The organism is Actinokineospora auranticolor (genome assembly GCF_041897805.1).
Taxonomy (GTDB): domain Bacteria; phylum Actinomycetota; class Actinomycetes; order Mycobacteriales; family Pseudonocardiaceae; genus Actinokineospora; species Actinokineospora auranticolor.
In genome coordinates this window covers 7,499,692-7,520,116 of record NZ_CP154825.1, presented here as the reverse complement: position 1 = coordinate 7,520,116, position 20,425 = coordinate 7,499,692, and the positions used below count along the sequence as shown (strand labels likewise).

General features: G+C 71.1%; 21 protein-coding genes and 1 pseudogene. 11 read left to right on the top strand and 11 right to left on the bottom strand.

Translation table 11 applies throughout. The features are described from left to right. Positions 1-38: 38 nt before the first annotated feature. Both V5P93_RS32725 and V5P93_RS32720 read right to left on the bottom strand, forming a co-directional pair. Positions 39-293 (bottom strand): WhiB family transcriptional regulator, encoded by a 255-nt coding sequence (locus tag V5P93_RS32725; protein ID WP_018682293.1) that lies wholly within the window; start codon positions 291-293, stop codon positions 39-41. A 394-nt stretch (positions 294-687) separates the two neighbouring features. After that, the gene (locus tag V5P93_RS32720; RefSeq protein WP_104478243.1) at positions 688-1,638 is read right to left on the bottom strand and encodes a diacylglycerol kinase family protein; all 951 of its coding nucleotides are present in this window, start codon (positions 1,636-1,638) and stop codon (positions 688-690) included. 330 nt (positions 1,639-1,968) lie between these two features. Here V5P93_RS32720 and V5P93_RS32715 point away from each other — a divergent pair, with 330 nt between their 5' ends. Both V5P93_RS32715 and V5P93_RS32710 read left to right on the top strand, forming a co-directional pair. Continuing rightward, complete coding sequence (locus V5P93_RS32715; protein WP_104478244.1) at positions 1,969-2,376, top strand: hypothetical protein; 408 nt, start codon at positions 1,969-1,971, stop codon at positions 2,374-2,376. Further along, complete coding sequence (locus tag V5P93_RS32710; protein WP_181043373.1) at positions 2,373-2,855, top strand: GNAT family N-acetyltransferase; 483 nt, start codon at positions 2,373-2,375, stop codon at positions 2,853-2,855. The genes V5P93_RS32715 and V5P93_RS32710 overlap by 4 nt, the downstream gene beginning before the upstream one ends. On the opposite strand, the gene V5P93_RS32705 is transcribed toward V5P93_RS32710, so the two are convergent. The 4 genes from V5P93_RS32705 to V5P93_RS32690 are packed head-to-tail and all read right to left on the bottom strand — an operon-like array spanning position 2,836 to position 5,602. Further along, entirely contained in the window at positions 2,836-3,318 is a 483-nt protein-coding gene (locus V5P93_RS32705) for a GNAT family N-acetyltransferase (protein WP_104478245.1), read from the bottom strand. The two genes, V5P93_RS32710 and V5P93_RS32705, sit on opposite strands and share 20 nt — an antisense overlap. An 11-nt stretch (positions 3,319-3,329) precedes the next feature. Next, positions 3,330-3,887 (bottom strand): acid phosphatase, encoded by a 558-nt coding sequence (locus V5P93_RS32700; protein ID WP_104478246.1) that lies wholly within the window; start codon positions 3,885-3,887, stop codon positions 3,330-3,332. A 54-nt stretch (positions 3,888-3,941) separates the two neighbouring features. Next, entirely contained in the window at positions 3,942-5,114 is a 1,173-nt protein-coding gene (locus V5P93_RS32695) for a hypothetical protein (protein ID WP_104478247.1), read from the bottom strand. Next, positions 5,114-5,602 (bottom strand): RNA polymerase sigma factor, encoded by a 489-nt coding sequence (locus tag V5P93_RS32690; RefSeq protein ID WP_374065118.1) that lies wholly within the window; start codon positions 5,600-5,602, stop codon positions 5,114-5,116. The genes V5P93_RS32695 and V5P93_RS32690 overlap by 1 nt, the downstream gene beginning before the upstream one ends. Positions 5,603-5,715: 113 nt before the next feature. On the opposite strand from V5P93_RS32690, the pseudogene fxsT reads away from it, so the two are divergent. After that, positions 5,716-7,410: pseudogene (gene fxsT / locus V5P93_RS32685) on the top strand (FxSxx-COOH system tetratricopeptide repeat protein); the annotation flags it as partial. A gap of 19 nt (positions 7,411-7,429) precedes the next feature. Beyond that, positions 7,430-7,597 (top strand): tetratricopeptide repeat protein, encoded by a 168-nt coding sequence (locus V5P93_RS32680; protein ID WP_374066598.1) that lies wholly within the window; start codon positions 7,430-7,432, stop codon positions 7,595-7,597. Between the two features lie 148 nt (positions 7,598-7,745). Here the strand turns inward: V5P93_RS32680 and sodN are convergent, their stop codons facing one another. Continuing rightward, entirely contained in the window at positions 7,746-8,147 is a 402-nt protein-coding gene (sodN, locus tag V5P93_RS32675; RefSeq protein ID WP_219823934.1) for a superoxide dismutase, Ni, read from the bottom strand. A 67-nt stretch (positions 8,148-8,214) separates the two neighbouring features. On the opposite strand from sodN, the gene V5P93_RS32670 reads away from it, so the two are divergent. After that, positions 8,215-8,538: a S26 family signal peptidase gene (locus V5P93_RS32670; protein WP_245931164.1), complete on the top strand. Its 324-nt coding sequence runs from the start codon at positions 8,215-8,217 to the stop codon at positions 8,536-8,538. Positions 8,539-8,575: 37 nt separating this feature from the next. Here the strand turns inward: V5P93_RS32670 and V5P93_RS32665 are convergent, their stop codons facing one another. Beyond that, complete coding sequence (locus V5P93_RS32665) at positions 8,576-9,178, bottom strand: dTDP-4-dehydrorhamnose 3,5-epimerase family protein (protein WP_104478250.1); 603 nt, start codon at positions 9,176-9,178, stop codon at positions 8,576-8,578. A 424-nt stretch (positions 9,179-9,602) separates the two neighbouring features. Between V5P93_RS32665 and V5P93_RS32660 the strand changes: the two genes are divergently transcribed. Next, on the top strand, positions 9,603-10,787 hold the full coding sequence (locus tag V5P93_RS32660) for an NADP-dependent malic enzyme (RefSeq protein WP_104478339.1): 1,185 nt from the start codon (positions 9,603-9,605) through the stop codon (positions 10,785-10,787). 65 nt (positions 10,788-10,852) lie between these two features. Further along, a complete protein-coding gene (locus V5P93_RS32655; RefSeq protein WP_104478251.1) occupies positions 10,853-13,414 on the top strand; it encodes an EAL domain-containing protein in 2,562 nt (853 codons plus the stop codon). Positions 13,415-13,458: 44 nt separating this feature from the next. Here the strand turns inward: V5P93_RS32655 and V5P93_RS32650 are convergent, their stop codons facing one another. After that, positions 13,459-14,472 (bottom strand): hypothetical protein, encoded by a 1,014-nt coding sequence (locus V5P93_RS32650; RefSeq protein ID WP_104478252.1) that lies wholly within the window; start codon positions 14,470-14,472, stop codon positions 13,459-13,461. 12 nt (positions 14,473-14,484) lie between these two features. Further along, a complete protein-coding gene (locus V5P93_RS32645; protein WP_104478253.1) occupies positions 14,485-15,819 on the bottom strand; it encodes a transcriptional regulator in 1,335 nt (444 codons plus the stop codon). Positions 15,820-15,987: 168 nt separating this feature from the next. Here V5P93_RS32645 and V5P93_RS32640 point away from each other — a divergent pair, with 168 nt between their 5' ends. Continuing rightward, a complete protein-coding gene (locus V5P93_RS32640; RefSeq protein ID WP_104478254.1) occupies positions 15,988-16,305 on the top strand; it encodes a hypothetical protein in 318 nt (105 codons plus the stop codon). On the opposite strand, the gene V5P93_RS32635 is transcribed toward V5P93_RS32640, so the two are convergent. Beyond that, positions 16,261-17,742 carry a bis-aminopropyl spermidine synthase family protein gene (locus V5P93_RS32635; RefSeq protein WP_181043376.1) on the bottom strand — a complete coding sequence of 494 codons (1,482 nt, stop codon included), beginning with the start codon at positions 17,740-17,742 and terminating at the stop codon, positions 16,261-16,263. The two genes, V5P93_RS32640 and V5P93_RS32635, sit on opposite strands and share 45 nt — an antisense overlap. A gap of 194 nt (positions 17,743-17,936) precedes the next feature. On the opposite strand from V5P93_RS32635, the gene V5P93_RS32630 reads away from it, so the two are divergent. From V5P93_RS32630 to V5P93_RS32620, 3 genes are read left to right on the top strand one after another with little or no spacing between them, the layout of a single operon-like run. Continuing rightward, positions 17,937-19,067 (top strand): ATP-binding cassette domain-containing protein, encoded by a 1,131-nt coding sequence (locus V5P93_RS32630; RefSeq protein WP_104478256.1) that lies wholly within the window; start codon positions 17,937-17,939, stop codon positions 19,065-19,067. Beyond that, a complete protein-coding gene (locus V5P93_RS32625; RefSeq protein ID WP_104478257.1) occupies positions 19,064-19,714 on the top strand; it encodes an ABC transporter permease in 651 nt (216 codons plus the stop codon). The genes V5P93_RS32630 and V5P93_RS32625 overlap by 4 nt, the downstream gene beginning before the upstream one ends. After that, positions 19,711-20,418, top strand: a complete 708-nt coding sequence (locus tag V5P93_RS32620; RefSeq protein ID WP_104478258.1) for an ABC transporter permease — start codon at positions 19,711-19,713, stop codon at positions 20,416-20,418. The genes V5P93_RS32625 and V5P93_RS32620 overlap by 4 nt, the downstream gene beginning before the upstream one ends. The last annotated feature ends 7 nt before the right edge of the window (positions 20,419-20,425 follow it).

Genomic DNA, 20,425 nt, shown 5'->3' with positions numbered 1-20,425 from the left:
TCGCGCGACAGGCCCTTGTCCGGGTCGTTCCAGGCGATTTACGCGTTGCTGCGTGCCCGGGTACGCGCGTTGCGGCGCTTGAGCGCGCGACGCTCGTCCTCACTCATTCCGCCCCAAACGCCAGCGTCCTGGCCGCTCTCGAGTGCCCAGGACAGGCAGTTGGCAGCGACGGGGCAGCGGTGGCAAACGGCTTTCGCCTCGGAGACCTGCAGGATCGCCGGACCACTCGTTCCCACGGGGAAGAACAGTTCCGGGTCCTCGTCACGGCAGGCCGCGCGGTGGCGCCAGTCCATTTCTACTTGCTCCTCGCTCGGGCGCGGGTGGACGCGCCTCTAGTAGTCATCCGGTCGTCGGGGTGCTTGTGAATGCTTTCACGAACTGGGGAGATGTCAAGGGTTCTTCTCCACCCGGTGAGTGAACTCACCCGAAAGTGGCTGGTCAGCGACCTGTGCGCGCGGAGCGCAACGATTTGATCACGGACGTATCCGGATCATGTCGACCAGTCGGGCGCAGTCCCCTCACCCGTCGCGGCGCCGGTGTGACCGGGAGTGGAACTCGGGCAGCGGTGGGGGTCACACAGCACCGTCACCCACACGCGGGATCCGACCACGTGTCGGCGACACGTGACGGTTTCCCGCTCCGCTCTCCGTCAAACCCCCGGTGCACCGGATCGTCACCGGGCCGGTGTCACACCGCGACGGTGAGCGCGGACGGCACGGACGTGAACTCGACGCGCGTCCGCTCCCCGATGAGGTCGCCGTCGCACTGCAGGCGCACGGGTTCCGGCGCGCTGACCACGATCCGGGCCGCGTCGTCGCGGCGCACCAGCTTGCGCCCGCGCCGCACGCCGCGCTCGCCCATCGCCTGGCGGAGGTGCCGCAGCACCGTCGGCACGGCCAGTGAGCGCAGCGCGAACAGCCCGAGGCCGGATTCGAAGGTGCAGCCGGGGTTGAGGTGGATCGGCCGCGCGCCGAGGTAGGTCCACGGGTCCGTGTTGGACACGAACGCCAGCCGCAGCCCGGTGATCGGCTCCTCGCCGGGCAGTTCCACGGTCAGGTCCGGGCGACCGCGGCCCGGTCGGGCGTAGCGGGCGATGGCCGATCGCGCGTACAGCGACGGCCCGGTTCGCTTGCCGCGCTTGCGGTCCACGTCGGCGACCACGTCCGCGTCCCAGCCGAGGCCCGCGTTGAAGGTGAACCAGCGGTGACCGCCCGGCGCCGCGCTCGCGGCGGCCCCGGCCGGTTCGACCCGACCCAGTCCGACCCGCCGCGACCGCCCCTCCTCGATGGCGCGCAGCAGCACGTGCGTCGCCTCGACCGGGTTGCGCGGCAGGCCGAGCGCGCGGGCGAACACGTTCGCCGAGCCGCCGGGCACCACGCCGAGCATCGGTGTCGCCCCGGAGGGGCCGCGGGCCAGCAGGCCGTTGACCACCTCGTTGACCGTGCCGTCGCCGCCGTGCGCGACCACCAGGTCGGCACCGTCGACAGCGGCCTCCGCCGCCGCCGACGTGGCGTGGCCGCGGTAGTCGGTCTCCACCACGTCCAACTTCACCTGGCTGGCCAGGGCGTGGGCCAACACGTCCCGGCCCGCGGGGGTGGTGGCGGTTGCCTGCGGGTTAACCACGAGGACAGCGCGCATTACCCGAGGGTAAGCCGGCGCACGCGGTGCTCCGGTACCCCGAGCCCGGGATCGGGGCTCATCCGGTCGTGACAACGGCCACAGGCCGTCGTCTTCGTGGGTCGTCCGAAGTCGGTCTCCCTCCGCCTACGACCCCGCCGCGACAGGTGCACCCAGACGACCGTCTGTCCCGTCGATCCGCGAGGAACTGCCTAAGGCAGATCTTGCCCGCACACCTCGCCCGGCACGACCGGCCGTCCGGGTGGCATACGATCGGCGGTGTGCACGGAGGGTCATCGTGCGCTAAGTCCGGCCGCTCACGCGCCATGTCGACTTCCCGGGAAGGCCACCGTGCGTTTCACCTCAACCGCTCCGCGCACCGTGCTGGCCGCGGGCGCCCTGGTCGGCGTCCAGGGGCTCACCGCACTCGTGTTCACGGTGATGCTGCTGGTCAGGGGCTTGTCGGGGGAGTCGGAGCTGGGCAACAACGTCTTCGGCGAGGCCGCCTACTTCGCCGTGCTGGCCGCCGGGGTGCTCGCTTGCGCGGGCGGGCTGCTGATCGGCAAGACGTGGGCGCGCAGCCCTTCCGTCGTCGTGCAGCTGCTGCTCCTCGGCGTCGCCTGGTACGCCATCGGCCCGTCCGGTCGGCCCGAGTACGGCGTGCCGGTCGCGGTGCTGTGCGTGATCGTGCTCGTGCTGCTCTTCCGCTCCAGCACCACAGTGTGGGCGCAGGGCGGGGACGAGGACGTCGCGGAGTGAGCCCGGTCATCCGGCTCGCGGAACCGGGGGACTGGGCGCGGATCTGGCCGCTGTGGCACCGGGTTGTCGCGGCGGGCGAGACGTACATGTGGGACCCCGCCACCGACCGCGACACCGCCGAGCGCCTGTGGATGGCGGGCGAGGTGTTCGTCGTCGAGGACGGCGCGGACGTGGTCGCCACCGCGCTGCTCAAGCCGAACCAGCCCGGGTTGGGCGACCACATCGCCAACGCGGGTTTCATGGTCGACCCCGACCACGCGGGCCGCGGCATCGGCAGGCAGCTCGCGGTGGCGGTCGTCGAGCACGCGCGGGCGGCGGGCTACCGGGGCATGCAGTTCAACGCGGTGATCTCGACCAACACCGGCGCGGTCGCGCTGTGGACGTCGCTCGGGTTCGAGGTCGTCGCCACGATCCCCGACGCGTTCCGGCACCCGCGGCTCGGGCCGGTGCCGGTCCACATCATGTACCGGCGACTTTGAGCAGCGACTCGTCGGCGAGGCGGTACATGTACCAACCGCCGACCTGGTGCGCGCCCATGGCGTCGTAGAAGTCGATGGCGGGCTTGTTCCAGTCCAGGACGCCCCACTCGAGGCGCTGGTAGCCCTTGTCCGCGCACTCCCGCGCCAGCGTGACCAGCAGCGCGCGCCCCAGGCCGCTGCCGCGGTGGTCGGGGCGGACGTAGAGGTCTTCCAGGTGGATGCCGTGGGTGCCGCGCCAGGTGGAGAAGTTCAGGAACCACAGCGCGCAGCCGACGACCTCGCCGTCGACCTCGGCGACGTGGCAGAACAGCGCCGGGTCGGGGCAGAACAGCGCCTGCCGCAACTGCTCGGCGGTCATCCGGCTCTCGTGCAGCGCCTGCTCGTACTCGGCCAGGTCGCGCACGAGCTGGACGATGGTGTCCACATCGGACTCTTCGGCGCGGCGCACGCGGGGGTCGGGCACGCGGGGCTCCCTCAGCTCAGGTTCAGGTGGACCACCTGGGGGACGCCCCGCTCGAAGTCCAGCACGGTGACGCCACCCGGGGACAGTGCGAAGTGGACACCGAAGGCGGCCCCCTGCCCTATCCACGCCGAGATTACCGCGCGGCCGAAGTGCCCGTGCCCGACCAGGACGACGTCGCGGTCGCGGAACCGCTCGGTGACCGCCTTGGCGCGCACCGTCACCTGCTCGGCGCTCTCGCCGCCGGGGCACGGGTGGGTCCACACTGTCCACCCGGGGACGGTCTCCCGGATCTGCGGGGTGGTCAGGCCCTCGTAGTCGCCGTAGTCCCACTCGGCGAGGTCCTCGGTGATCTCCTCGACCTCAAGCCCGGCGAGTTCCGCGGTGCGCAGCGCGCGTTGCCGGGGACTGGAAACGGCCGGGGGCGGGTCGCCGACGAGTGTCCGCAACACGCCCCCGGCCCGCACGGCCTTGGCCTCGCCCGCCGCGGTGAGCGGGATGTCGGTGCGTCCGGTGTGCCGCCCGTTCTCGGACCACTCGGTGGTGCCGTGGCGCAGCAGGTACACGGTCATACCGCGGATCCTAGGCGCGCCACGGCTTTGCCACCGGGTCGGTGATCCAGTGCGTTAGGTCAACGGGCCTTCGTAGATCACCTTTTCGCTGTTGTCGCGCACCCGGAGCGTCATGGCACGCGGGTCGATGTTCGACTCCAGCAGCGCGGCGTAGGTGCCGCGCGCGGTGTTGGCCTGGATCGTGCCGCCGCCGGGGAGGATCAACTCGGCGCTCCTGCCACCGAGCGGGATCACGCCGGTCAGCAGGGGCTTGCCGCCGATGGACGGGATGATGCCCAACAGCATCGGCCTGCGCTCGGGTTCCGGCATCGCGTAGAAGTCCGTGTACGACTGCTGCTCGACGCAGGCGGCCACGCCACCGGAGTTGGTGGCCAGGATGATGCGGTCACCCCCGGCCCGCACCGTGGCGGCCGCGTCCCAGGAGTCGCTGTCGACGACGGTGGTCGAGTCCGTCGCCTTGCGCGCGCACTCGGTCAGTTCTGGCGAGGGGTAGCGGGCCTGGGAGGTGATCGAGAAGCCGGGGTCGGGCGGGTAGGGGACGGGGAGTGCGAGGCCGTCCGGTGTGGGTTGCACGGTGATGGTGCTGTTGATGGTGGACAACGCCGACCGGAAGATGAACAGGCCGTCCTTGTGCTTCACCGCTTCCCTTATGGTGTTCTTGCTGCGGGACGTCACGGAGAGGTAGGGATCGGCCCAGGTCGGGTCGAGCACACCCGCGATCGTGCCGTTGGGGGAGACCAGCAACGTCCCGGTGCCCGTGCCGGTGACCATCGACGGCTGCGCGTCGAGCTTGCTCAGGCGCACCCCCTTGGGCGTGGTCTCGCAGAAGATCGGCTTCCCGTCGACCCGCGCGGCGACGACGTTGACCTGCAACTGGCTGACGCGCAAGACCGGCACCACCCGCTCGCGCGGTGGCAGTTGCCCCGCGAACGGGGTTCCGCGCAACCCGGACCAACAGCGGTCCAGGTCCGCGTTGGCCGCGTCCGCCTCCGACGGTGCCGCGGGCTGCGCGGTCTCCCGCTTGCCGCTCGCGGGGGTGGTGCCGGAGTCCGACCCGACCACCGCGACCAACCCCACCGCCAGCGCGGCGGCCACCACGCCCGCTGCCACCGGCAGCGCGTACCGCCGCTTGGGGGGCTCCTGGATTTGCCGGAACACCTGGACGTGCACCCGGGCCCGCACGACGTCCGGGACCTCTCGGGCCGCCGGGATCTCGATGTCGTCCATCACTGCTCTCCCACCATCGTCCGCAGCCGGGCACGCGCCCGGGAAAGGTTGACCCGCACGGTCGTTTCGCTGACCCCCAACAACTCCGCCGCGGCGGCCGTGTCCACCTCGCCGACCAGGCACAGCTCGCTCACCCGCCGCAGCGCGGCCGGGAGCTTCCCGATCGCCTGGGCCACCGCGGCCACCCGGGCCCGCGCGTCCAGCCGCGCCACCACGTCGTCGGCGTGGTCGTCGACGCTGGTCGGCAACTGGGCCACGCGCCGGTGCACCCGCCCCCGCCGCCACAGGCTCCGCCGCTCCTCGCGGACCAGGTTGCCGACCACCGTCAACAGCCAGGGGACAACGCTGTCCCCCACCACGACCGCCGACTCCCGGCGCCGCCAGGCCACGAGGAACGCCCCCGAGGCCAAGTCCTCCGCCGCGTCCCAGGACCCGGTCAGCCGGTACCCGTGGTTCCAGACCACCCCCAGATGCCTCTGGAACAACACTTCGAAGGCCGCTTGATCACCCCCGACGACCCGTCCCCACAACTCCCGGTCCGACGCCCCCACTCGAGGATCCCCCCGACTCTCAAAACCCAGGTTCGCTGTCACAACAACCAATGGCCACGATCCCGGGGTTCGTTGCAGTGCGCTGCTGTTACCGTGGTCGATCTCGCGGACGGTGGGTAGGGGGCTGGGTGAGAGCTGGCCGGGCGTTGGCCGTGGTGATCGAGGTGGCCCTCGTGTTCGCCACCGGTCTGGTGATCAACGCGGCCAGCGAGCACCTGCCGTCGTGGCTGGGCGACCCGTGGCTCGTCTGGCCCGTGCTGGTGGCCTTGCTGGCGTTCACCATCGGTTTCACGCTCTGGATCGGCTCGTCACCATCGTCTGAACCCGGGTCGCGGGTGTGGAACGTGCCAGGCGCGAACCCCAACTTCACCGGTCGATACCAAGACCTCGCCAACCTGGCCAAGCTGCTGCGGTCCCGTTCACGGGTCGCGGTGCACGCCGTGCGCGGCATGGGCGGCGTCGGCAAAACCCAACTGGTTCTGGAGTTCTGCCACCGCCACCACAAGAAGTACGACGTCGTGTGGTGGGTAGCGGCCGAGAACCCGACCTTGGTCCCCGACCAGCTACGCGCGTTGGGTCGCGCACTCCAGGTGGACCTGCCGCAGGACGCCGGCGAGGCTGTGCGGGTCTTGCTGTCCCACCCCCTCAGCTCGTCGCGTTGGCTCCTCGTGTTCGACAACGCCGAATCGGCGGCCGACCTCAACCCTTTCCTCCCGTCGGGGGCCGGGCAGGTCCTGATCACCACCCGCCGGGCGGGCTTCGACGCCGTGGGCGGCGTGCTGGACCTGGACACCATGTCCCGCCGGGAATCGGTGGCCCTGCTGGCCCGACGAGCGCCGAAGCTCGGTGCCCGCGCCGATGAACTGGCCGAGCTGCTGGGCGACCTCCCCCTGGGGCTGGAACAGGCAGCCGCCTACCTCACCCAGTCGGCGATGCGACCGGACGAGTACCTGCACCTGTTGCGCACCAGCCCGGATTCGTTGGCGGACAAGGGCGAGGACGCCCACCGGCGCTCACCCGACAGGTCACTGCGCACGCTGTGGGACCTGAGCCTGAGCAGGCTCGACGAACACCACCCGGAGGCGGCCCGCCTACTGGCGACCTGCGCCTACCTGGCCCCGGACGCCATCCCGCTTGACCTGTTCACCCCCACTAGGGAAGCCACCGCCCTGAGTCACCAGGTCGGGGTGCTCGTCGACCACTCCCTGGTGAAGCGGGACGACGACCACATCGTTGCCCATCGCCTTGTGCAACTCGCCGTACGCGGCCACACCGACACCGAGAACGCGCCGACAAGTGCCGACGCGCTTACCGACGCCGTCAATGTGCTGCGGTATGGCGTTCCGGCGGAGGTGTTCAAAAATCCTGCGGTGTGGCCGCGCTGCAGGCAGCTGCTACCGCACGTCTTGGCGGTCGCCGTGCACGAGGACAGACTTCACGAACTCGCCCCGGACACCCTTGCCTGGTTGCTGGACCGCGCAGGCGCTTTCCTGCGTGAAACCGGTCTCCCGAACCAGGCCCGCCCGTTGCTGGAGCGCGCCCTCCGGATCGTCGAGGTGGCTTGTGGGCCGGAGCACCCCATCCTCGCCGGATATCTGAACAGCCTCGCCATGCTGTTGAAGGACCTGGATTCGCTCGACGCGGCTCGCTCTCTGCTGGAGCGTGCCGTGCGCATCGATGAGGCGGCCTACGGGCCGGACCACCCGGCTGTCACCATCCGCTTGAACAACCTCGCCATGGTCGCGCGAGACCGGGGGACTCGACCTGTCCCGCTCCCTGCTGGAACGCGTCCTGGCAGGCGACGAGGCGAATTACGGGCCCGACCACCCTGCCGTCGCACACAGCTTGAACAACCTCGGCGTGGTGCTGCAAGGACCTGGGCTCGCCCGGACCGGCCAAACAGCTGATGGAGCGAGCCCTCCACATCTTTGAGGCGACCTACGCACCGGACCATCCCCTGATCGTCACCCAGCAGGGGAACCTTGAGTCCGTGCAGCGCGACCTGGACGCTCTCGACGACAAACGGCGCTGACCTGCGGAATTGTCTCCGCTGGTCAGCGCCGCCCCGAGCGTCGCTAGCTTACGCCTTCTTGGTCTCCCAGAAGATCTTGTCGATCTCCGCGATCAGGTCCAGCAGCGCCTGGCCGGTGGCCGGGTCCATCGAGCCCTTCGTGCCGCTGGCCCCCGCCGCCTTCGTCGCCTGGTTGAACAGGTCGTGCAGGTTCGGGTACTTCTCGAAGTGCGGCGGCTTGAAGTAGTCGGTCCACAGCACCCACAGGTGGTGCTTGACGAGTTCGCTGCGCTGCTCGGCGATGAGGATCGCGCGGGTGCGGAACTCGGGGTCCTCGTTCGCCTGGTACTTCTCCTGGACTGCCTTCACCGACTCGGCCTCGATGCGCGCCTGGGCCGGGTCGTAGACGCCACAGGGGAGGTCGCAGTGCGCGGTGGCCTCCAACCTCGGGGCGAAGAAACGCGACAGCAGTCGCATGGGTCCTCCATGGGTACAGCGGGATGCTCCGACGAAATCGACCCTACTCCGGGGGTACCTTGTGGGCAGGCGGGAGGTGATCGTGCTCGGGTGGCTGCCCCTGCGGCGGGTGCGGGTGCGCGGTGGCTCGATGGCGCCCGCGCTAAGCGACGGTGACGTGGTGGTGGCCGTGCGGCGGCGGCCACGTGTGGGTGACGTCGTCCTGGTGACGTGGGACGCCCGGCCCGGGCAGCTGTCGGTCAAGCGGGCGGTGCTGCGCGGCCCGGACGGCTGGCACGTGGAGGGCGACAACCGGGCGGCCTCCACCGACTCCCGGGTACTGGGGCAGGCACGGGTGCACGCGGTGATCCCGTGGCGGTTGTGGCCGTCTCCCGGGCGGGTCTAGCTTTGCGCGGCCCCGAACCGCGCAAAGCGAGGCCGGGTCAGACGCCGCGCAGCGTTTCGTACCAGGCGGTGCACGCCCCGTAGGTGGGCAGCAGGCCGCTGCTGACCGCCTCCTTCAGCGACGGGGCCGCCTTGTCCTTGTCGGACAGCAGCGGCTCCAGCCCGTCCGCCCACGGCAGGGCGATGTCCGGGTCCATGGGGTTGATCCCGTGCTCGGCGGCCGGGTTGTAGCCCGTGGAGCACAGGTACGACACCACCGTGTCGTCCTCCAGCGCCACGAACCCGTGCCCGACGCCCTCCGCCACGTAGACGGCCCGGAACTCCACAGTGTCCAGCCGCACGACGTCCCACTTGCCGAAGGTGGGGGAGCCGACGCGGATGTCGACCACGTAGTCCAGCACCGCCCCCTGCGCGCAGTAGACGTACTTCGCCTGCCCCGGCGGCACGTCGGCGAAGTGGATGCCGCGGATGGCGCCGCGGCGGGACACGCTGTGGTTGGTCTGGGCGATGGTCAGCGGGTGGCCGACCGCCTTGGTGAGCGCCTCCGCCTGGAACGGGGAGACGAACAGGCCTCGCGAGTCGGGGAAGGTGCGCGGGGTGAACTCGAAGACGTCGGGGACGTCCAGCTCTCTTGCGTGCATGCGAAAAGGGTAGGGGCCCCGGGGGCCCGCGCCTACGGAGCGTAGGGGGATCCCCAGCTCGGAGGTGAGCCCCGCTCACTTTGCCGGTTGCGCAGCGAAAATGTTAGTCAGCGCTAGCACGCGCTTAGAAAACCGGACGGACGTCTTGGGAAACCGCCTCTGACCTGCGGAAAAAGGTGTCCGGGATGTGATCCCTGCCGCAGACACGATCGTGGGTTGCCGGCAGACTGTCGGCACCGAAGTGCTCCGGGCCACACCCGCACCCCAGGGGTGTGGCCGCCAACCCCCGCCCGGCGGCGCGCGCCACGCGTCACCGGAGTTCCCCGCGGCAGGCCACGTGTCAACACCGTGGCCGCTTTCCCGCACCCGCTCCGCGCCAAGCCCTGCGTCGAGCGTGCCCCGCGCGATCCAGGAGGACGACGCCATGACCGCACTCAACGAGCAGACCGCCGCCGGTCCCGTCACCGACGAGGAGATCTTCACCGCCCACCTGGGCGGCAAGCTCGGCGTCGGCGTGACCAAGCCGCTGGCCGACCCGCGCGCCCTGGCCATCGCCTACACGCCGGGCGTGGCCAAGGTCAGCCGCGCGATCGCCGAGGACGCCGCGCTCGCCGCCCGCTACACCTGGGCCTCCCGGCTGGTCGCGGTCGTCTCCGACGGCACCGCCGTGCTCGGCCTCGGCGACATCGGCGCCGCCGCCTCGCTGCCGGTCATGGAGGGCAAGGCGGCGCTGTTCAAGACCTTCGGCGGCCTCGACTCGATCCCCCTGGTGCTCGACACCACCGACGTCGACGAGATCGTCGAGACCCTGGTGCGGCTGCGGCCCTCGTTCGGCGCGGTCAACCTCGAGGACGTCTCCGCGCCCCGCTGCTTCGAGCTGGAGGCCCGGCTCATCGAGGCGCTGGACTGCCCGGTCATGCACGACGACCAGCACGGCACCGCGATCGTGCTGCTCGCCGCCCTGCGCGGGGCGAACAAGGTGCTCGACAAGGCGCTCGCCGACCAGCGCGTGGTCATCGCGGGCGCGGGCGCGGCGGGCATCGCCTGCGCGAAGATCCTGGTGGCCGCGGGCGTCGGCGACGTGACCCTGCTGGACTCGCGCGGCATCATCCACGCGGGCCGGGCGAACCTGAACCCGGTCAAGGAGCAGATGGCCGAGGTGACCAACGGGGCCGGGCTGCGCGGCGGCCAGGTCGAGGCGCTCCGCGACGCGGATGTGTTCGTCGGGCTCTCCGCGGGCACCCTCCCGGAAGAGGTCGTCGCGACCATGGCCGACAACGCCATCGTGTTCGCGCTGTCGAACCCGGATCCGGAGATTCACCCGGACGTGGCGGCGCGGCACGCGGCGATCGTGGCCACCGGCCGCAGCGACTTCCCCAACCAGATCAACAACGTGCTGGCGTTCCCGGGCATCTTCCGGGGCGCGCTGGACGCGGGAGCCCGGCGGATCACCGAGGCGATGAAGCTCGCCGCGGCCGACGCGATCGCCGCGGTGGCCGAGGACGACCTGGCCGCCGACCGGATCGTGCCGAGCGCGCTGGACCCGCGGGTGGCGCCCGAGGTGGCCGCGGCGGTAGCACGGGCGGCGGAAGCGGACGGGGTAGCCTGAGATCCGGCGGGATGCTCGGCAGCGGTGCCCCACCCGCCTGGAGTCAAGGGTGGAGGGAACGCGCCGTGGCCGAGCATGTCGTGCGCGCCGGACTACCCCGGGTCGGGTTGCCCCCCGGCGGGATCGAGCTGGACGCGGGCCGCGTGCTGGCCCCGGATCTGACCGGTGGCCCGGACGTGGTCGGGTTCGACGACGACCCGTCGGCCGAGCGCGCCCTGCTGCTGGAGGCCCAGCGCATCGCCCGGATGGGCAGCTGGACGCTGGACGTGCGCACCGGTCAGGCGTACCTGTCCGACGGGCTGCGCAGGCTCTGCGGGATCCCGGCGCGCAGCACCCTGACCGACCTGCTCGCCCTCGTGCACCCCGAGGACCTGCCGGTGCTCGACGACTTCCAGCTCCGGCTGCGCGCGCAGCGCTCGTCGCAGCCGCTGGAGCTGGAGGTGCGCGACGAGACCGGTGAGCGCACGTACCTGGTCCGCGCGCGGCCGGAGTTCGAGCCGGGCTGGCGGGTCGCCCGGGTGCACGGCACGGTGCAGGACTTCACCCGGTTCCGCGCGCTGGAGCGGCAGCTCAGCCAGGACGGCAGGCTCTTCCGCGAGGCCCAGCGGGTCGCGCGGCTGGGCACGTGGGAGTGGAACGTGGCCACCGGCGAGTGCCTGTGGTCGTCGATGCTCTACGAGCTGTTCGGCATCGAGCAGGGCACCCGCATCACCTACGGCGACTACCTGCAGATGGTCCACCCGGACGACCGCGGCTGGGTGGACCAGCGGTGGCAGGAGCTGGCGGGCACGCGCCGCCCGGTCGAGTGCGAGCACCGCGTCATCCGGCCCGACGGCAAGCGCCGGGTGTTCCGGGTGCGCGGGGAGGCGGCCGGGCCGGACAGCGACCGCGACATCATGATCGGCACGGCGCAGGACGTCACCGAGCAGCGGTCCACCGAGACCCGGATGCAGCGCTCCAGCAAGCGGTTCACCGACCTGGTCGCGATCACCCCGGTCGGCATCGCGCTGTTCGACGACGCCGAGCGGCTCGTCGACGCGAACGACGCGCTGTGCTCGCTGCTGGACATGGACCTGGAGCGGTTGCGCGGCAAGACGGCCGAGCAGCTGACGCACCCGGACGACCGGGAGGGCCGCCGCTGCCGCGAGCCGCACTCCTTCCACAGCGGGCAACGGGTTCTGGCGACCGCGACCGGGAAACCGGTCTACTGCGAGCTGAACGCGACGGTGTCGGTCGCCGACGACGGCCAGCGGTTCTGGCTGGTGGTCTTCTCCGACGTGACGGATCGCCGCAAGGCCCAGGAGCGGCTGCGCTACCAGGCCACGCACGACGAGCTGACCGGCCTGCCGGGGCGCGCCGCGGTCAAGGAGCTGCTGGGCACCCTGCTCGGCGGCCGCGACTACGCGCGGATCGCGCTGCTGTTCTGCGACGTCGACAACTTCAAGCGGGTCAACGACTCCCTCGGCCACGACGTCGGCGACGAGCTGATCACCGCGCTGGCCAGGAGACTCGAACGCGGATTGCCGCCGAGCTGCACCGTGGCGCGGATGTCCGGCGACGAGTACGTGATCATCTGCTCGGACGTGGACGAGGCGGGCGGCGTCGAGGCGCTGGCCAACCAGGCCGCCAGCCTGCTGCGCACCGCGGTCCCGGTCCGCGACCAGCTGTTGCGCGTCTCGGCCTGCATCGGCGCCGCGGTGCCCAGCGGCCCGGAGACCACCGGCGCCGACCTGCTGCGCTACGCCGACGCGGCCATGTTCGCCGCGAAGGAACGCGGCACGGGCCGCGTGTCGCTGGCCAGCGACAAGCTCATCGCGTCGGCCAACAGCCAGATGCTGCTGGAAGGCCAGCTGCGCGAGGCCATCTCCAACGACCAACTCGTCCTCCACTACCAGCCGGTCGTCGGCCCGGACGGCACCGTGCTGTCGGCGGAGGCCTTGGTCCGCTGGCCGCACCCGGAACGGGGATTGCTGAACCCGGGCGACTTCCTGCCGGTCGCCGAACAGGGCGACATGCTCGGCGAACTCGACCGCTGGGTGCTGCGCACGGCGTTCACGGAGGCCTCCGAGTGGCCGCAGCTGTGCGGCGGGATCATCGGCGCGGGCGTGGGCATCGCGGTCAACCTGTCGGGCCTGGTGCCGGGCGACCCGGAGTTCGTCGACGTCGTGTCGGCGACGGTCGCGGCCACGGGCCTGGCGTGGGACCGGGTCGTGCTGGAGCTCGTGGAGACCAGCCTGATCGACCTCCCGTCCCGCAGCCGGGAGGCCATGGCGGAACTGGTGGAACGCGGCGTCCGCTTCGCCGTCGACGACTTCGGCACCGGCTACTCCTCCCTCGCCCGCCTCAAGGAACTCCCCGCCCAGATCATCAAGATCGACCGCCGCTTCGTCTCCGGCGTGGCCACCGACGCCTCGGACTTCGCCGTGGCCCGCGCCCTGGTCGACATGGCACGGGCGATGGGCCGCAGCTGCGTCGCGGAAGGTGTGGAGAACGCGACCCAGTTCCACGTGCTTCGAGGCGTCGGGGTGGACGCCTACCAGGGGTGGCTGCTGTCGAAGCCGCTCCCCGCGAAGGAATTCCGCGAAATCCTCAAACTAGGCCCAGTCCACATCCCCAGTGGCGCGTGACCTCCACGCGGTACCCAGCATACTTGATCATGCTCGGGTGGGGATCAACCCATCCCCGCGAGGCGGTGGTTGAGTTCTTTCGCGGCAGGCGAAGGGTTTGCGCGGGTAGCGGTGCGCAGGAGTTGCAAGTGTTCGGTCAGCTTGCGGGATCGGATGGTTGCAGCCATGCAGACAACCTGGTGCCCGATGTGGATTCCGGTGGCCGAATCGCCCCCGTGCAGGTGGCAGGTGGCCAACTCCGTGAGGGCGAACGCGCGGCGCTTGGCCCGACCGGAGGCGAGTTGGGCCGTTGACGCCGTCAGGGTGTCGATGGCCTGGGAGGCATAGATCGGGCTCTGGGTCGTGAGGATGGTGTACACGCGGCCCGCCTCGCTGGCGAAAAGAGTGCGGTCGAACCCGGTGGGTTCTGCGGCGGTGTCGGTCGAGGACAGGGCGTCTTCGGCGCGGGCGAGGTAGGTGACCGCCTGGTCGGGTGTGCGGGCTTGGGCGGCGGCGCGGGCCTGGCTGGTCAGCAGGAGGGCGTTGAGGCCGCTGGACCGGGTCCGATCGGCGGTGACCATGGCGAGGTTGAGCACATCCCGTGCCTGGCCGCTGTTGCCGTCGCGGGTGTGGATCCGGCCGATCTGGCCCAGCGCCAGGGCAGCGCGAACGGGCTCGCCCACTTCCTGGGCCATCGCGACCGCTTGGCCGAGGTAGCGCAGGGCCGTGCCGGTGAGGCCGACGTCGGAGGAAGCCCTCCCGGCCAAGGCGAGTAGATCGGAAACGACACCGCGCAACTCCCGACCGACACGGTCGGTGGCGCCTGCCTCAAGCAGCCCTCGCGCCCACCCCAGTTGGGCGATGACCGCCTCGCGCACCGCACCACCGCCGAGTTGCTTCTCTTGGACCCAGAGCACCTTCGTCAGGTCGGCGAGTTGCCCGACTTCAGTGGCCCCGACTCGCGCGGGTGTGGGTGTGGCCACCGCAGGCGTGCTCAGCAATGCGAGGTCAGCCCCGGTCAGGGCGGCGCCCATCGTGACCTTCGCCAGGATCCCCATGAACTCGCGCCGATCTGACACGGTCGGCGTCCCTTAAGCGAGGGTTGTGATCCGGTGATGGAGTTCCTTCGCGTCCGCGGCGGGATTGGCGCGGGTGGCGGCGCGGAGGAGTTGGAGGTGTTCGGTGAGCCGCTTGGAGCGGATGGTGGCGGCCATGTCGAGGACCTCGTGGCCGATTCGGATGCCGGTCGCCGTGTCACCTCCGTGGAGGTGGGTGGTGGCCAGTTCGGTGAGGCGGAACGCCAAGCGCTTGGTGTGGATGGTGTTCGCTTGGGACGCGAAGGTCGAGAGGGTGGCGATTGCCTGGTCGGCGTAGTGGGGTTCCTTGACGGCGAGGGTTGTGTAGAGGCGGCCACGGTCGCTGGTCAGGTGGGCTTCGTTGAAGCCGCGCGGGTCGGGGATCGTGGGGGTGTCGATGCGCGCGAGGGAATCCTCGGCTCGGGTCATGTAGTCGAGGGCTTGGGTGGGGTGGCCCAGCGTGGCGTAGGCGCGGGCCTGGCTCGACAGCAGCATCGCCGTGGCGTCGGTGGACCGGGCTCGCTCGGCGGTGAGGGTGCCAAGAGCGAACACCTCGCGCGCCTCTTCCAGGTTGCCGGAGTGGAGGTAGGTGCGGCCGATCTGCTCCAGGGCAAGCGCTGCCCGGATGGGGTCTGCCGCCTCCTGCGCCACCGCCAGTGCTTGGCCGGTGTAGCGGAGCGCGGCGCCGGTCAGGCCGACGTCGTAGGAAGCCCAGCCCGCCAGCGCCAACAGGTCCGACAGGACGACCCGCAATTCCCGCCCCTGCTCGTCGGTGTGGTTGGCGCCCAACATCGCCTGTGCCCACCTGAGCTGCGCGATGACCGCGTCGCGGACCGCACCACCACCCAGGCGTTTCTCCTGGGTCCAGAGCACCCGGGTCAGCTCGCGCAGCTGCCCGACCTCGGTCGCGCCTACGCTCCGAGGAGTCGGAGTGGCCACCGCCGGGCTGCTCAGCAGTGCGAGGTCGGCGCCGGTGAGCGCCGCGCCCATCGTGATCTTCGCCAGGATTCCCATGAACTCGCGCCGGTCGGGCACAGTCGTCACCACCTCATCTGTCGCGGGCCGAACCTGTCCCCCATAGGCCAGGCCCATGTAGCCCCGCGGTACGCCCAAGCCGTCGGCGATGCGTGAGAGGACGTCGTAGGTCTGTACCTGGCGGCCTCGGGCGATGGCGGAGATCTCGGGCTGGGCCTGGCCGGTCAGCATGCTGATCCGCCGTTGGGAGACACCTCTGCCGCGCAGCAGTCGGTAGACCTGGGTGATGTCCCGCGCCGACAGGGCCGCGCGCATGTCCGGGTGCTCCCAGACCTCGGCGGCCGGGCGCTCGTGGGGGTCGCCCCAGGTGCTCATCCGGGCTCCTGTCGAGTAGCGGAACAGGCACCCACGGTAACAATTCCAGACCAAGGTCGGTAGCCGCGAGAGCATCGCTATATATGCCCGGCTTATCACCCCCGGTTTGCCGGTCGAGTGGGCGATGATCTCGCTTGCGGCGCGAAGCGCGGGCCAGGCTGCTCAGCCATGACAACGTTCCACTTCACCTGCGACGACTGCGGCACCACCGCCGACCAGGGCGAGCCCGCCGACCTCGGATTCCGCTACATGCAGTGGGACTTCGACATCCGTTCCCGGCAGAAGGCGACCGAACAGGCGAAGACCCTCCGAGCCTTCGCCGAGCAGTTCGACGCCCTCCCCGGCTTCGGTCAGCCCTACCGGGAATGGGGCGCCGAAATGGCGAACCTGTGCCGCCGAATGGCTCGGTCGGCTGTGGGGCTGGCCAACCCGCCCTTCGGGTCAGCCCGCGGCGGCCAGGACGGCTCTGATTCGGTTCAGGGGTAGGTCGATCAGGCGGAGTTCGAGGTCGTCCTCGGCCGGGGCCGAGGCGGCGACGCGTTCGCGGGCTTCGCGTTTGGTGAGGGTGCCGCCGGAGTCGGCGATCAGGGCCTCTCGCCAGACGTTGGCGAGTTTGCCGTGGACTCGGGAGAGGAGGGTGGCTTGGACGCTGGGGGTGGTGACCGGGGTGGCGACCACGACGGTGTGCTTCCCGTCGGCGATGCTCCGGTGGTAGGTGAGGTGGTATTTGGCTGCCAGTAGGGACTTCAGGTCGGTCTGGCCCTGTTGGTTGGCGACGTCCGGGTGCGAGTTCGGCACCAGGGCCGCGATCTTCGCGAGGGGGCCGGCGAGCAGGGTCCGGGCCAGCCAAGGGCCGGGGTCGGCGGTCAGGTCGTAGGCGAGGGGGCCGGGCAGGCGCACCGGGTCCGTCCAGCCGGGGGGTGCGACCGCCGCCGCCTCGCTCAGGCGGAGGAGTTCGGCCAGCGCCCCGGTGGGGGCGCCGGTGGACTCGATCGACTGGGGGCCGTGGGTGTAGATGCCCGAGGCGACCTCGCGGACCGCCGCCTCCGCCAGGCGGGACGAGCGGCCGGTCTGCTGGAGCACGTACAGGTCGCTCGCGCTGCCCACCGCTTGGGCGCCGTGGTAGCGGTTGAAGTTGGGCAGCACGGCCTCGAACACCAGCCCCAGGCGGGAGATCTCCTGCTGCACCTTGAAACCCAGCGCGGGTGTCCGTTCGCTGTAGCCGTACGCGACGACGGCCCGGCCGTCGGGGTCGCGGAGGGACTCGATGGCGCGGGCGAGGAACAGGCGGATCCCCTCGGGGGTGTACGGCGGGTCGGTGAACACCAGGTCGGCGCTGCCCACCACGCTCGGCGGCAGGGCGAAGCGGAAGTCGGCGTGCAGGCACTGGATGTCGAGCCCGCGCGCGCGGGCGACGCCGTCGATGTAACCCAGCAGGCGGTCGTCGACGTCGACGACCGTGGCCCGCAGGTCCGGTCGACGGGTGCACGCCGCCAGCGACGTCAGGTCGTGGTCGCCCACGCACACCATGTGCGCGCCCGGCAGGTCGTAGGTCTCGTCCAGCCACCTGGCGCGGCGCAGCATCGTGTCGACGTCGGCCTGCACGTGGTCCAGCGCGCGCAGGGGCTGGGGGACGCCCGTGACGTACGCCTCGAAAACCGGTCGCAGCTCCTCGTCCGGGGTGTCCGGGAGCGGGGCCACCGCCGCGGCGTAGGTGTCCACGCTGGACGGTCGCACCCGCCAGGAATCGGCTTCGCGTTCGGCGTCGGCGCCCAGCGCGGCGAGCAGTTCCTCGATCGTCCTGCGCGGCACCGCGGTGGCTCTGACCAGGTCTTCCAGTGGGATCCAGCCCGCGCGCAGCAACGCTACGGCGGTGCGCAGGGGGCGGGCTCGCACGCCGCGGGTGGTCAGGAATTCGGTCACGGAAACGGCCACAAACCGTAGAGCCTAGGAGAACGCTCGGTGTCCGGGTGACCCGGCCAGGTGAGCGGCGGGTTCGCGCCAGCATCCGGTCGGCGCCGGCCACATGCTGGAACGGCCTGCCACTGTCAGCCGTTCGGGTTAGGGTCGATCGATCACACGGCTGGCAAGGAGCCGTCACTACCCGAGGGGCCCGAGTGATCGAGTTCCAGGCCGTGACCAAGCGGTACGACGACGGCACGGTGGCGGTGGACCACCTCGACCTGACCATCGACGACGGTCGCATCACCGTGCTGGTCGGCCCGTCCGGCTGCGGCAAGACCACCTCGCTGCGCATGATCAACCGGATGGTGGAGGCCACCTCCGGCACCATCCTCGTCGACGGCGAGGACATCCGCTCGCAGCCCGCCGCCGCCCTGCGCCGCGGCATCGGGTACGTCATCCAGAACGCGGGCCTGTTCCCGCACCGCACGGTCCTGGACAACGTCGCGACCGTGCCGATGCTGCTGGGCACCAAGAAGGCGGTCGCTCGCAAGCGCGCCGAGGAACTCCTCGCCACCGTCGGCCTGCCGCCCGAACTGGCCCGCCGCTACCCGTCGCAGCTCTCCGGCGGGCAGCAGCAGCGCGTCGGCGTGGCCCGCGCGCTCGCCGCCGACCCGCCGGTGCTGCTGATGGACGAGCCGTTCAGCGCCGTTGACCCGATCGTCCGCGACGACCTGCAGGACGAGTTGCTGCGCCTGCAGTCGGAACTGGGCAAGACGATCGTGTTCGTCACCCACGACATCGACGAGGCGATCAAGCTCGGCGACCGGGTCGCGGTGCTGCGGGTGGGCGGCAAGCTCGCCCAGTACGCCTCCCCGGCCGAGTTGCTGGCCAACCCGGTCGACGACTTCGTCGCCTCCTTCGTCGGCCGCGACCGCGGCTACCGCGCGCTCGGGTTCCTGTCCGCGCACGGCGTCGAGGTCAACCCGGTGCCCACGGTCGCCGTCGGCACCCCGGTCGCGGACGCCCGCGAACGCCTGGAGGGCGGCTGGGCCGCGGTCGTCGACGACGCGGGCAGGCCGCTCGGCTGGGTGTCCGAAGTGGTCTTGTCCACACTGGACAAAGCGGTCACCGCCACCGACGTCGTCTCCGGCGGTTCCCTCTACCCCGTCGACACCGGGGGCCGCGCCGGTTCGCTGCGCGCCGCGCTCGACGCCGCCCTCTCCTCGCCCGCCGCGCTCGGCGTCGCGGTCGACGGCGACGGCGCGGTGGTCGGCGCGGTCACCGCCGAGTCGGTGCTCAAGGCGCTCGCCGACGCGCGCAGGGCCGGTGAGGTGCCGTCGTGAACTGGGTCTCCGATCACCTCGACGACCTGCTCGCGGTGAGCCTGGACCACCTCGGGCTCGCGCTGCTGCCGGTGCTCGCGGGCCTGCTCATCTCGCTGCCCCTCGGCTGGGTCGCCAGCCGCTGGCGGCTCGCGCGGCGGATCCTCGTGCCGGTCACCGGGATCCTCTACGCGATCCCGTCGCTGGCGCTGTTCGTGATGATGCCGCTGCTCATCGGCACGCAGATCCTGGACCCGGTCAACGTCCAGGCCGTGCTGACCATCTACACCGTGTCGCTGCTGGTCCGCTCGATCGCCGACACCCTCGACGCGGTGCCGGAATCGGTGCTGGCCGCCGCGTCCGCGCTCGGCTACCGACCGATCGGCCGGTTCTTCGCCGTCGAGCTGCCGCTGGCCGTCCCGGTGCTGATCGCCGGGCTGCGGGTGGCGGCGGTGATGAACATGAGCCTGGTCGCGGTCGGCCAGCTGATCGGCGTCGGCGGCCTCGGGTTCTTCCTCATCGACGGCGTGCAGCGCGGCAACTACGCCTCGATCGTCTCCGGCATCGTCGCGATCGTCGTGCTGGCGCTGGTGGTCGACCGGCTGCTGGCCCTGGCGGGCTGGTCGCTGACGCCCTGGGCCCGGACCGGGAAGGGGGCCCGGCGGTGAACGTCTTCGAGTCCGTCTACGAGTGGCTGACCAACCCCGACAACTGGAAGACCACGCTCGGCATCGTCGGCATCCCGCAGCGGCTGGCCGAGCACCTGGACTACAGCTGGCCCCCGGTGCTGATCGCGGTGCTGCTCGCCATCCCGCTCGGCGCGCTCATCGGGCACACGGGACGCGGCGGCGGTGTGGTCGTCAGCGCGGTCAACGTGTTCCGCGCGCTGCCCGAACTCGGCCTGCTCGTGCTCCTCGTGCTGTCGATGGGTCTGCTGCTGGCGACCAGCGCGCTGACGATCGTGCTCGTCGCCGTGGCCACGCCGACGGTGCTGGCGGGCACGTACGCGGGTGTGCGCAACGTCGACCGCGCGGTGGTCGACGCCGCGCGCGGCATGGGCATGCGCGAGTGGGAGATCCTGCTCAAGGTGGAGCTGCCGAACGCGCTCCCGCTGATCCTCGGCTCCCTGCGGGCCGCGGCGCTGCAGGTGATCTCCACCGCCAGCATCGCCGCGGTCGTCGCGCTGGGCGGCCTCGGCCGGTTCGTGGTCGACGGCTTCGCCTTCCGCGAGTACGACCAGATGGCCGGTGGCGCGGTGCTGATCGCCGTGCTGGCCATCGCGGTGGAACTCGTGCTCTCCGGTGTGCAGTGGCTCGTCGTGTCACCGGGGCTGCGCAAGAAGAACGCACGCGGCCGTTCCCGTGTGCGGTAAGAAGAAA